The organism is Rhodococcus sp. NPDC127593 (assembly GCF_042671975.1).
In the GTDB taxonomy this organism is placed as follows: Bacteria; Actinomycetota; Actinomycetes; order Mycobacteriales; family Mycobacteriaceae; genus Rhodococcus_F.
This window is the reverse complement of record NZ_JBHXWI010000027.1, coordinates 51928-63994: the sequence shown is the minus strand read 5'-3', so window position 1 is coordinate 63994 and position 12067 is coordinate 51928. Positions and strand designations below refer to the sequence as shown.

Sequence of the window (12067 nt, the reverse complement as noted above, 5' to 3'; positions counted from 1 at the left end):
CCCCGACCGTGCGGCCGAGGCGCGTGTCTCGCATGCCGAACTTTTCCCTACCGTGGCGGCGGGGGCGGTGGCGGCGGAGGCGGGTTGGGATTGCAGAGTTGGCAACCGTCGACCGGCGGTTTGGGAACCGGTGCGTGACAATCGTTCTGACATGGTCTGGCGCCGGCGATTTCGGCCGTTCCCACCAGGGAAATCGAGAGGGCTGCAAGGACCGCCCCGATGGCCGCCGCGATTCTGGCGGGAGTTCTGGTAGTCGACATGTGGGTTCCTCCTGTGAGCTGAAGAGCGGTGTGCACCGTCCATAGAGCTTCGGCGAAGGAAACGACAGGGGCCAGGCACCCTGGGGGTGGAATCGCACCACCCGCTATCCCATGCGGCTGATCACGTCCAGCACGTCGCGGAGCGCGGACACGGAGTGCGCGGGGAGGAAGGCATCGCAGAAGGGCAGCGCAGCCGCCATCGATCCGGCGAGCGGTAAGAAGTCGGGGTCACCGGCACGGGGGTTGAGCCACACCAGCCGATGGGCGCGACGGCGGACCCGGGTGAGGGCATGCGCCAGGCGCTTCGGGTCGTCGCTGTCCCAGCCGTCGGACGCGATGACGACGACTGCGCCGCGCAGCGCGTTGCCGTGCGGGGACGCGAGCAGTTCGCTCACGCTGCCGGCGATGTGGGTGCCACCGAATCTGTCGACCACCTTGTCGTTCGCCTTGCGGACCGCGGTCTCGGCGCTGCGGTGTGCGAGCACGGGCGTGAGCCTCGTCAGCGACGTGGAGAACGCGAACACCTCCGGCCTGCCCGCGGTCTGTCGTTGCACCGCCGCCCGCATCAGATGGAGATAGATCGCGGCATACGGCTGCATCGACCGGCTCACGTCGCACAGCATCACGATGCGTCGCGGACGGTTCCGCGCCCGGCTCCGCGCGAGGACCACCGGCTCCCAGCCCGTGGCCCTCGACCGGTTCATGGTGGCCCGCAGGTCGATACGCCGGCCGCGCCGATGCACTTCGCGACGCCGGGTGCGGCGGGACGGCCACGCGGCGGTGGCCTGCTCCAGCCAGGACCCGAGGAGCCGGAGGTCGCCGGCGTCGAATCGGGCGAAGGGTTCGTCGGCGCGAGCCACGAGCCTACTGGGCAGGGTGTCCGGCACGGCGGTGAGCGCGTCGTGAAGGTCGCCCTCGCCGCTGTCGTCGCCGCCGGTCATCATCGGTCGTGTCATCCACGGCACGCCCTCGGCGTCCTGCGCCTCACCGGGCCGGTCGCGACCGTCGCGGACAGCGGCGAGGGCCGTCTCCCGTCCCGCAGCGGCCCGCCGCGCGTGCGGATCCACGGACAGCAGGGCGTCCTCGAAGACCGCGGAGAACACGGCGTCGAACGGCGCGAGGTCGTCGACGCGGTTGACGAGCGTCAGACGCGCCGACCAGTACAGCCGCGACCGCGAACTCGGCGGCGACAGATGCAGCGCCTGCACGAACACCGCGGGGCCACTCGCCGAAACCACAACGCCGCGGGAACGCAGCCGGGCCACGAGTGCCACCGCGAACGCCGCGAGATCGACGCCCCGCAGGACGCCCGACGCGCTCATCGCCTGCGGCGGCCCACCACGAGGACGACCACGATTCCGGCGAGGATCGCAGCGAGGATGGGGGCGTACCGTTTCCACGCACCCACACCGGACAGCGCCAGAAGGTCCAGCGGCGCCGGTTCGGCGGCAGGCGGGGCCACGGAAAGCGTCGTGGTGCCGGTGGCGTCGGCCGACTCGGGCTCGGCCGACGCGGGCTGGTCGGCGGGTCCACCGGCGAGCTTCGCTTCCAGTGATTCCGCGAACTGCCCCATGAGTTTCTCCGACACCTGCTGGATCATCCCGCTGCCGAACTGCGCGAGTTTGCCGACTATCTTCATGTCGGTGTCCACGGTGACGCGGGTGCGGTCGCCCGCCTCGTGCAACTGGGCGGTGATGGTCGCGGACGCGTTGCCGGAACCGCGCGAGTCCTTCCCGCGGGCGTCGATCACGGCGCGATGCTCCTTCGGGTCGCGCACGACGAAGGCGGCCTTGCCTTTGAACTCGCTGGTCACCGGGCCGACCTTGACCTTCACCTTCCCCAGGTAGTCGTCACCCTCCCGCCCGGTCATCTGGGCTCCGGGTAGCAGGGGGGCCACCTCGTCGAGGTCGCTGAGCACCTCCCACGCCTGCTCGATCGGGGCGCTGACGGTGAACTCGTTGGCGATCTTCATGGCAGTTGCCTCTCATCCGGTGGCCAGGCCGTGCGCGTAGTCGGCGAATGCGTCCTGAACTATTGTGCGGTCGTCCGGGGTCTTCGCGAGGGCACTCAGGCTCTGGATCGCGTCGTCGCGAACCAGATCGGCCACTCCCAGTGCCGCGAGTGCGGACACCCAGTCGATCGTCTCGGCGATTCCGGGCGGCTTGTCGAGATCGAGTTCGCGGGCCCGGCCGACGAAGCGGGTGGCGTGCTCGATGAGGGGCGCCGCAGCCGCGGGCACCGTGCGGCGCACGATGGCGGCCGCCCGCGCCAGCTCCGGGTAGTCGATCCAGTGGTAGAGGCATCGTCTGCGCAGAGCGTCGTGGAGGTCGCGGCTCCGGTTGGACGTCAGCACGACGACGGGGTGATGTTCGGCCGTGAACGTTCCCAGTTCGGGGACGGTGACCGATGCCTCCCCCAGGAATTCGAGGAGGAGTGCCTCGAACTCGTCGTCGGCTCGGTCTATTTCGTCGATCAGCAGTACGGGCGGGGTCGGCCCCCGATATCGCACGCAGTGGAGGATCGGACGTTCCAGCAGGAATTCCTCGGTGAACAGGTCGTCCTCGGTGAGGCCGTCACCCCGCGATTCGGCCAGCCGGATGGTGAGCAACTGCCGCTGGTAGTTCCAGTCGTAGAGGGCCTCGTTCGCGGTGAGACCCTCGTAGCACTGCAACCGGATCAGCGGGGCGCCGAGGACGGTCGCGAGAGCCTTCGCCGCGGTGGTCTTGCCGACTCCGGGTTCGCCTTCGAGCAGGAGCGGGCGGCGCAGGGCTGCCGCGAGATACAGGGCCGACGCGGTTCCGAAGTCCAGGAGGTAGTCCTCGGCATCGAAGCGCCGGACCACGTCCGCCACGTCCTCGAACGCCGCGGTCATACCGCTCCCGTCTGCTGCGCGAACGATGCCCGGCAACCCGGCCCGCAGAACCAGAAGTCCTCACCGTCGCGCCGCAGGTGGGCGGTGCCCGGCCCCACGACGACTCGCATCCCGCACACCGGATCGATCGACTCCGTCACCGCCGCCCGCGGATTCGAATCATTCTCGGGCGCACGGAGTCCCGCGGTCCGCAGTTCCTGCACCAACTCGGCCGCGATCGACACCGCGATCTCCGCCGACGTCCGCGCCCCGATGTCGAGACCGACGGGGGTGTGCACCCGCGCCCGTTCGGACTCGGTCAGACCCAGAGTGTCGAGGATGGCCCCACCCCGTGTTCGGCTGGCGACGAGCCCGACGTACCCGACCCCCGCGTCGAGCGCCGCACGGATGACCACGGCTTCGGGCCCACCGTGACCGGCGAGCACCACGGCCGTCGTGCCGGAGAACTGCTCGATCCCGGCGTCGTCGTGCTCGACGGTGAATCCCAGCAGTTCCGATATGCCCGCCAATGCCTGCGCGATCGGAGTGGTGCCGAAGATCCGCACCAAGGGGGGTGGCAGTTGCGGCTCCAGGAAGATCTCCATGGCACCGCCGGACAGGCACGGATTCACCACGACGGACGCGCCCGGCATCTCGGGGAACTGCACCGCCCCGTCGGGGAGAACCCGCAACAGCACGCTCTCGTTGGTCGCCAGCACGCCCAGGGCGGCCGTGCGCACCGAATTCTGCGCGCACTGACCGCCGACGAACCCCTCGATCGTCCCGTCCTGCAGGAGGATCGCCTCGTCACCGGTATGACTGGACGTGGGCGGCTGCGCCCGAACCACGGTCGCATGGACGAATGGCCTGCGATCGCGCGTCAGTTGCGCCGCACGCTCTTTCAGATCCATCGGGCCTCCTCGCAGCCGACGCGCGACATTCAGATCGGGGGTGTCGCGCGGCCCTGCATGGCCTCCCACACCCGGGACGGGGTGAGCGGCATGTCGGCGTGCCGGACACCGAACGGGGCGAGCGCATCCACGACCGCGTTCACCACGGCCGCGGGCGATCCGACCGTCGCGGACTCGCCGATGCCCTTCGCTCCGATCGGGTGATGCGGCGACGGGGTGACGGTGAAGCCGGTCTCGAGCTTGGGAACCTCGAGCGCGGTGGGGATCAGGTAGTCCATCAGTGATCCGCCGAGGCAGTTGCCGTCCTCGTCGAATTCGATGATCTGCATCAACGCCATGCCGATGCCGTCGACGATGCCGCCGTGGACCTGCCCCTCGATGATCATCGGGTTGATGCGCGTGCCGCAGTCGTCGACGGCGAGGAACCGCCGCACCTTCACCACGGCGGTGCCGGGGTCGACGTCGACGACGCAGAAGTACGCGCCGTAGGGGTACGTCAGATTCTCCGGGTTGTAACAGATCTGCGCGTCGAGTCCGCCCTCGATGCCCTCCGGCAGGTCGCCGGCGCCGTGTGCCCGCATCGCGATGTCCTGGATGGTCACCTTCGCCGACGGGTCGCCCTTCACATGGAATTCGCCCTTCTCCCATTCCAGATCCGCGACCGAGGCCTCGAGCATGCCCGAGGCGATGATCTTCGCCTTGTCCCGCACCTTGCGGGCCACCAGTGCCGCGGCCGCCCCCGACACCGGCGTCGACCGGCTGCCGTACGTGCCGAGCCCGAACGGCGTGTTGTCGGTGTCGCCGTGCACGACGTCGATGTCGTCCGGCGGGATCCCCAGCTCCTCCGCGACGATCTGCGCGAACGTCGTCTCGTGACCCTGTCCCTGGGTCTGCACCGACAATCGCAAGACTGCCTTGCCCGTCGGGTGCACGCGCAGTTCGCAGCCGTCGGCCATGCCCAGTCCCAGGATGTCCATGTCCTTGCGGGGCCCGGCACCGACGGCTTCGGTGAAGAACGCCATGCCGATTCCCATCAGCTCGCCGCGTTCGCGGCGTTCCTTCTGCTCCTCCCGCAACTGCTGGTAGCGGATCATGTCCATGGCCTTGCGCATGGTGGTCTCGTAGTCACCCGAGTCGTACACCCATCCGGTCTTGCTGGTGTACGGGAACTGTTCCGGTCTCAGCAGATTCTTCAGCCGGAGTTCCGCCGGATCCATCTTCAGATCGAACGCCAGGCAGTCGACGAGCCGCTCGACCAGATACACGGCCTCGGTGATGCGGAACGAGCAGGCGTACGCCACCCCGCCGGGCGCCTTGTTCGTGTAGACGGCCGTCATCGCGCAGTGCGCGGCCTCGATGTCGTAGCTGCCGGTGAAGACGCCGAAGAAACCGGCCGGGTATTTGATGGGCGCCGCCGTGCCGTTGAACGCACCGTGATCGGCCAGCACCTTCGTGCGGATCGCGAGCATCTTGCCCTCACGGGTCGCCGCGATCTCGCCGACCATGATGTAATCGCGGGCGAAGCCCGTGCTCATCAGGTTCTCGCTCCGATCCTCCATCCACTTCACCGGTTTACCCGTCACGAGCGACGCCACGATGGCACACACGTATCCCGGGTAGATCGGGACCTTGTTGCCGAATCCCCCGCCGATGTCCGGGGACACCACCCGGATCTTGTGCTCCGGGATCCCTGAGACCAGGGCGTAGACCGTCCGGTGCGCGTGCGGGGCCTGGGACGTGGAGTACAGGGTGAGCTTGCCGGACACCCGGTCGACGTCGGCGATCGCACCGCACGTCTCCATCGGCGCCGGATGCACCCTGGGGTAGACGATCTCCTGCTTCACCACCACGTCCGCCTTCGCGAACACGGCCTCGGTCGCGGCGGCATCGCCTGTCTCCCAGTCGAAGCAGTGATTGTCCGTCTTGCCCTCGAGGTCGTCCCGGATCACCGGCGCATCCGGCGAGAGCGCGGCGCGCGCGTCGACGACCGGATCGAGCATGTCGTACTCGACGTCGATCAGTTCCAGGGCGTCGCGGGCCGAATAGCGGTCCTCGGCGATGACGAACGCGACCTCCTGGCCCTGGAAGCGCACCTTGTCGGTGGCCAGCACGGCCTGCACGTCGTTGGACAGCGTCGGCATCCACGCGAGGTTCTTCGCGGCGAGGTCGGCTCCCGTCACCACCGCAGTCACCTTCGGGTGTTCCTGTGCTGCAGTGGTATCGATGCTCACGATCCGCGCGTGCGCGACCGGCGACCGCAGGATCGCCAGGTGCAGCATGCCGGGGAGGGTGATGTCGTCGACGTAATTTCCGAGCCCCCGGATGAAGCGGGGATCCTCCTTGCGCAGCATGCGGCCGTGGCCGCAGGGCTTCTTGTCGTTGTCGACGATGTCGGCGCCGCCCGACGGCGGACGGGATTCGACGGTGGTCATGACTTACTTCCCGTGGTCGCGTGTTCCTCGACTGTCATCGGTGCGCCCTCGGCGCCCCGCGTCTTGTCCTCCTGGACCTCCGCGTCGAAGTCGCCGGCCGGTTCCGGCTCGGCGGCCTCGCCCGCCCGATGGTCCGCCGCCCACTGAATCGAGCGCACGATCGTGGTGTACCCGGTGCAGCGGCAGATCTGCCCGGAAATCGCTTCCCGGATGGTGGCCTCGTCCGGGCTCTCCTCCCGGTCGAGCAGTGCCCGCGCCGTCATCATCATGCCGGGCGTGCAGAACCCGCACTGCAGTCCGTGGCATTGCATGAAGCCCTGCTGGACGGGATCGAGTTCGCCGTCGTGTTCGAGGCCCTCGACCGTGCGGACGTCGTGCCCGCCCGCCATCGCGGCGAGCATCGTGCACGACTTCACCGGATCGCCGTCCACGGTGACGACGCACGTACCGCAGTTGCTGGTGTCGCAGCCCCAGTGGGTCCCGGTCAGGCCCAGCTGGTCGCGGAGGAAATGGACCAGCAGCATGCGCGGTTCCACCTCGGCGCTCACTGCTTCACCGTTGACGGTCATGTTCACCTGCATGGCTATGCCTCTTCTCCGGTCGGCTCGTGCTCCACGTCGCTGCGGAGCACCCGGTCGACCGCTGTACGGAGTGTGCGGATCGTGAGTTCGGATGCGAGGTGGCGTTTGTACTCGACGGTGCCGCGTGCGTCTCGGACGGGCTCGCAGGCCTGCGCGGCCATCCGCCCGGCCTGGGCGAACGCCTCCTCGGACGGGGGACGTCCGGTCAGGTAGTCGGCGACATCCGAGAGTCCGGACGGATCCGGGTTGACGGCGGTCAGGCCGACCGCTGCCCTGGCGATCTCGCCGCCCTCCACCGTGACGGCCGCTCCGGCCGCGGTGACCGCCCAATCCCCGGTCCGCCGTTCGACCTTGGCGTACGCGCTGGAGCTGTGGCCGTGGACCGGTATCACGATCTCGATGAGCATCTCGTTGTGTGCGAGCGCCGTCTCGTACGGTCCGACGAGGAACTCGGACATGGGGATCTCGCGGCGCCCGCCGGGCCCACGCACCACGCACGTGGCGTCGAGAACAGAGCAGACAGTGGTGAGGTCCTCGGCCGGATCCGCCTGGCACAGCGATCCGCCGATGGTTCCGCGATTGCGGACCACCGGGTCGGCGATCACCTTCTCCGCGTCGCGGAAGAGGGGGAACGCCGCCGCGAGCTCGTCCGATTCGAGCAGCCGGCGGTGCCGTGTCATCGCACCGATCCGCAGTCTCGACCGCTCGGTGGTGATGTAGCCGAGTTCGCCCTCGAGGTCGTTGATGTCGATGAGGTACTCGGGATTGGCGAGGCGAAGTTTCATCATGGGGAGCAGGCTGTGGCCGCCTGCGACGAGACGGGCTTCGTCGCCCAGCCGGTCGAGCAGGGCGATGGCGTCCTCGACGCCGGTTGCACGCTCGTATTCGAAGGATCCTGGTACTTGCATTGTGACCTACCTCACAAACGTGGATCCTTCCAGCCTGCGCAAGAACCTGTTGCACGTCAACCCCGGTGAACGCCCTACTCGACGCAGGAATCGACGGGTTCCTCATGGTGGATCCGACCACTCGACTCCGCCAGCGGACGCCCCGTGCCACCCCACCGGCGGGCGATGATCTCGGCGGCGATCGACACCGCCGTCTCCTCGGGTGTCCGGGCGCCGATGTCCAGGCCGATGGGGCTCGACAGCCGGTCGAGTTCGGTGTCGGTCAGACCGGCCTCGCGCAGGCGTTCGCGCCGGTCCAGGTCGGTTCTGCGTGATCCCATGGCACCGATGAATGCGACGTCCGGGAGGCGCAGCGCCGTCTCGAGGAGAGGGACGTCGAACTTGGGGTCGTGGGTGAGCACGCAGATCACGGTCCGGCTGTCGATGGCCTGGGCCTCGGCCTGGGCAGCGAGATACCGGTGCGGCCAGTCCACCACCACCTCGTCGGCCGTCGGGAAACGCGCGTGCGTCGCGAACACCGGACGGGCGTCGCAGACCGTCACCCGGTACCCCATGAAGGCACCCTGCCGGGCCACCGCGGCGGCGAAGTCGATGGCCCCGAACACGAGCATGCGGGGTCTCGGCGCGTAACTGGCGACGAACACCTCCATGCCCTCGCCGCGACGCTGACCGTCGGTGCCGTACGTCAGAACTGTGCTGCCGCCCGCCGCGAGGAGGCCCCGGGCGTCGTCGGTGACCGCGGAATCGGCCCGGTCCGAGCCGAGCGAACCGCTCACGTGCTCGGGCCGCACGACCAGCCGGCGCCCCACCCGAGCCGCATCGGGATGCGCCACGACGGTCGCCACCGCGACGGGTAGGTGGTTCTCGATGTCCCGGGTGATCTCACCGAGCTCCGGAAAATTGTCCCGCGACACGGGCTCGACGAAGATGTCGATGATTCCACCGCAGGTGAGACCCACCTCGAACGCGTTCTCGTCGCTGATCCCGTACCGCTGCAGCACCGGCGTTCCGGACGCCGTGACCTCGGTCGCGAGTTCGTAGACCGCCCCCTCGACACACCCGCCGGACACCGAACCGGACGCGCTGCCGTCGGGCGCCACGACCATCGACGCCCCCGGTGGTCGCGGCGCGGAACGGAACGTGCGGACCACCGTCCCGACGCCCGCCGTTCCACCCGCGGTCCACACCGCCATCAGGTCCGCCAGCACGTCGCGCATCAGCACCCTTCCCGCTCGAGTCCGACGTGTGATACACGCTCGCCTCCAAGCCTATTCCGCCGAGGCGAGTTTGGCCGTGGAGACGGGAACCTCGACTTCGACCGGCGCCAGCCGGAACGGGGGCGTCCCCACCCCCGCGATCCGGAAGTGGCCCCACGGGTCGCGCTCGGCCAGCGCCGCGGGCACTTCGGGACCGTCCCCGATCGTGAGGAACAACGGGGTGCGTTTGCGTTGCTTCGCCGCGTCGACGCCGTCGCCGACGACTCGGCCGTACCAGTGGTAGAGCCCGTCCAGCGGTTCGACGTGACCGTTCAGGAAGACCTCGACGGCCACCGTCAGGTCGCCGGACGTGAGCACACCGGGCCCCCGGTACTGCGTGTCGTCCTCGCGCGCCGCGAGCGAACTCAGCTCGAAGTGCCGGTCGTCGGGGGTGCGCATGCGCCGCCAGTAGGACGCGCTCGAACCCGGCCACGCCGCCCGATTGCGGCCGGTCGAATCGAGGTACCAGCTGTCGCACCCGCCCGAATTCCACACCGAGCCCGCGAGTTTGCGGTGGACCACCCGGTTGAACTCGCGCTGCGCGCCCGCACGCACCTCGATCCGCGTCGCGTCGCGCTTCTTCATCAGCGCCAGGCATCGGGTGATGTAGTGCGCCTGGGCCTCGATGACGAAGACGATCGACTGATTGCCACCCCCGGACTTCGGCCCCATCATGAGAAAGAAATTCGGGAACCCCGACACCGCGACACCGAGGTACGCCTCCATCCCGTCGCGCCACGCCCGCTGGATCGTCAGCCCGCGGCGGCCCACGATGTGCTCGTTCTCGAATCGGTCGCCGACTGCGAATCCCGTGCCGTAGACGATGACGTCCGCCTCGTGCATCCTTCCGTCCTCGGTGCGGATCCCGCGCGCGGTGATCTGCGAGATACCCGAGGTAACCAGGTCGACGTCTTCGCGTTGCAGTGCGGGGTAGAAATTGCTGGACACCAGAATTCGCTTGCACCCGATGGTGTAGTCGGGGGTCAGGGTGGCACGCAGCGCAGGGTCCTGCACCTGCCTCCGCAACAGCCCCCGGGCGGCCGACTCCAGCACCGTCATCAGTCGCGGGTGCAGGAAACCGGCGATCAGCGATTCGTGGCTCCAGTAGATCGCGCCGCGGTAGGCCTTCTGGACTCCGGGAACAGCCTTGAACACCGCCTTCTCACCGGCCGTGATCGGGCGGTCCAGCTTGGGCAGGATCCAGTGCGGAGTCCGCTGGAAGACGTCGACGTGCGCGGCCGTCTTCGCGACCTCCGGAACGAACTGCACGGCACTGGCTCCCGTGCCGATGACCGCCACCCGCTTGCCGGTCACGTCGACCGAGTGATCCCATTCGGCGGAATGGAATGCCGCACCCGAGAACGACTCCCGGCCGGGAAAATCCGGGACGCTGGGTTTGTGCAGCGGACCCGGACCGGCGACGACGATGCGGGGATGATGGACGGAACCCGACCGGGTCTCCACCCGCCACCGGTCGGTGGTCTCGTCGAACTCGTAGGAGACCACCTCGGCGCCGAACCGGATGTGGGGCGTCAGGTCGTAGTCGCGGACCACCCGTTCGATGTAGTCGAGAATCTCGGGCTGCCGCGCGTACATCCGGGTCCATTTCCGGTTGGGCGCGAAGGAGAACGAATACATCAGCGACATCACGTCGCAGCCGCACCCGGGATACGTGTTCTCCCGCCACGTTCCGCCCACCCGATCGGCCTTCTCGAGAACGACGAAGCTCTCCTGCCCCGCCTCCTTCAGCTTGATCGCCATGCACAATCCGGCGAATCCGGTTCCGACGACGAGGACGTCCGGCTCGGTGATCCCGGGTGTCACAGAAATCCCCCGCGTCGCCACAGCGCGCGGGAGGTCGCTCGCATCAGGCCGTTCTCTTCGAGGAACGCGGCCAGCGACTCGAACCCGCGTCGTTGATTCTCGCGAAAGTTCGGATTTTCCAGTGCCTGTCGACGCGCTTCCTTCGGATCCAGACCCGCCCGCTCGTACATGACCGGGTTGGTGAACAGCCGCTGGAACAGCGGGCCGCCGATCCCCTGCAGCGTCCCGACCCACAGCCGGTCGATCCGGTGGCCTTCCGCGACGCGGCGACGCACCCCCTCGCGTGCGAATCGGATGTGCCGGGACTCCTCGGTGACGTGGATCCGCATCAGCCGGGAGATCATCGGCTGCAACTGCGGATCCTCGAGGACGCGCCGCTGCGTGGCGTCGAAGATCTCCTCACCGATCAGCGCGGCCACCCAGAGCATGGTCCCGCGAAATGTCTTGGGCAGCACGTTGACCACGACGGCCTGATACCACCGGAGCTGGAAAGGCTTGGCGCCCATCTGCTCGATGGCGCGCCCGAACATCGTCATGTGCCTGCATTCGTCGCCCATCTCGGTCAGCATGTACCGGGTGTGCAGCGAGCTCGGATCGTTGTGCAGCAGCGCGCGCAGGAGCGCCTGGTTGAGGATGTTCTCGAACCAGATTCCGACGCTGAGGATGTTCGCCGATTCCTGCCGGGACAGTTCGATACGCTGCGCCTCGCCCATCCGGTCCCACATCTCGGTTCCCCACAGGGACAGGACCTGCGGCGGCAGGAAGTACTTGCCGTCCTCGAGGGGCGCATCCCAGTCGATGTCGACGACGGGGGCGTACGAACGCTTGACGGAGCCGGCGAGGAGCCGGCCGGCGACTTCCTCCCGGTCGATCGTGTGTGAACGCTGAGACATCGCAGTTCCCTTCGTCGAGCGCGATTCCATCTCGTTGCCGTTTGTAGGTAAAACGTAAACCCGGGTGTGACGCAGGTCAATGGTTATCTGTGACTCGAGTTCACATTTGCGGCTTCTGTTTGCGCCCACCACACCCGAACAGCACAATCAG

10 protein-coding genes are annotated in these 12067 nt (G+C 68.2%); all 10 read right to left on the bottom strand.

From position 1 onward, the window contains the following. Positions 1 to 364: 364 nt before the first annotated feature. On the bottom strand, positions 365 to 1582 hold the full coding sequence (locus ACFVJ3_RS24835) for a VWA domain-containing protein (RefSeq protein WP_378454574.1): 1218 nt from the start codon (positions 1580 to 1582) through the stop codon (positions 365 to 367). Then, positions 1579 to 2232, bottom strand: a complete 654-nt coding sequence (locus tag ACFVJ3_RS24830) for an SRPBCC family protein (protein ID WP_378454573.1) — start codon at positions 2230 to 2232, stop codon at positions 1579 to 1581. The genes ACFVJ3_RS24835 and ACFVJ3_RS24830 overlap by 4 nt, the downstream gene beginning before the upstream one ends. A gap of 12 nt (positions 2233 to 2244) precedes the next feature. After that, positions 2245 to 3132 carry an AAA family ATPase gene (locus ACFVJ3_RS24825; protein ID WP_378454572.1) on the bottom strand — a complete coding sequence of 296 codons (888 nt, stop codon included), beginning with the start codon at positions 3130 to 3132 and terminating at the stop codon, positions 2245 to 2247. Continuing rightward, on the bottom strand, positions 3129 to 4022 hold the full coding sequence (locus ACFVJ3_RS24820; RefSeq protein ID WP_378454571.1) for an XdhC family protein: 894 nt from the start codon (positions 4020 to 4022) through the stop codon (positions 3129 to 3131). Before ACFVJ3_RS24820 ends, ACFVJ3_RS24825 begins: the two co-directional genes overlap by 4 nt. A gap of 29 nt (positions 4023 to 4051) precedes the next feature. After that, positions 4052 to 6454 (bottom strand): aerobic carbon-monoxide dehydrogenase large subunit, encoded by a 2403-nt coding sequence (locus ACFVJ3_RS24815; RefSeq protein ID WP_378454570.1) that lies wholly within the window; start codon positions 6452 to 6454, stop codon positions 4052 to 4054. Further along, positions 6451 to 7035 carry a (2Fe-2S)-binding protein gene (locus ACFVJ3_RS24810; protein ID WP_378454569.1) on the bottom strand — a complete coding sequence of 195 codons (585 nt, stop codon included), beginning with the start codon at positions 7033 to 7035 and terminating at the stop codon, positions 6451 to 6453. Before ACFVJ3_RS24810 ends, ACFVJ3_RS24815 begins: the two co-directional genes overlap by 4 nt. Positions 7036 to 7037: 2 nt before the next feature. Further along, positions 7038 to 7943: an FAD binding domain-containing protein gene (locus ACFVJ3_RS24805; RefSeq protein WP_378454568.1), complete on the bottom strand. Its 906-nt coding sequence runs from the start codon at positions 7941 to 7943 to the stop codon at positions 7038 to 7040. Positions 7944 to 8017: 74 nt separating this feature from the next. After that, positions 8018 to 9160, bottom strand: coding sequence for an XdhC family protein (locus ACFVJ3_RS24800; protein WP_378454567.1), 1143 nt, complete (start codon positions 9158 to 9160; stop codon positions 8018 to 8020). Between the two features lie 51 nt (positions 9161 to 9211). Beyond that, a complete protein-coding gene (locus tag ACFVJ3_RS24795; RefSeq protein ID WP_378454566.1) occupies positions 9212 to 11023 on the bottom strand; it encodes a DUF4873 domain-containing protein in 1812 nt (603 codons plus the stop codon). Continuing rightward, positions 11020 to 11946, bottom strand: a complete 927-nt coding sequence (locus ACFVJ3_RS24790) for a diiron oxygenase (protein WP_378454565.1) — start codon at positions 11944 to 11946, stop codon at positions 11020 to 11022. Before ACFVJ3_RS24790 ends, ACFVJ3_RS24795 begins: the two co-directional genes overlap by 4 nt. Positions 11947 to 12067 lie beyond the last annotated feature (121 nt).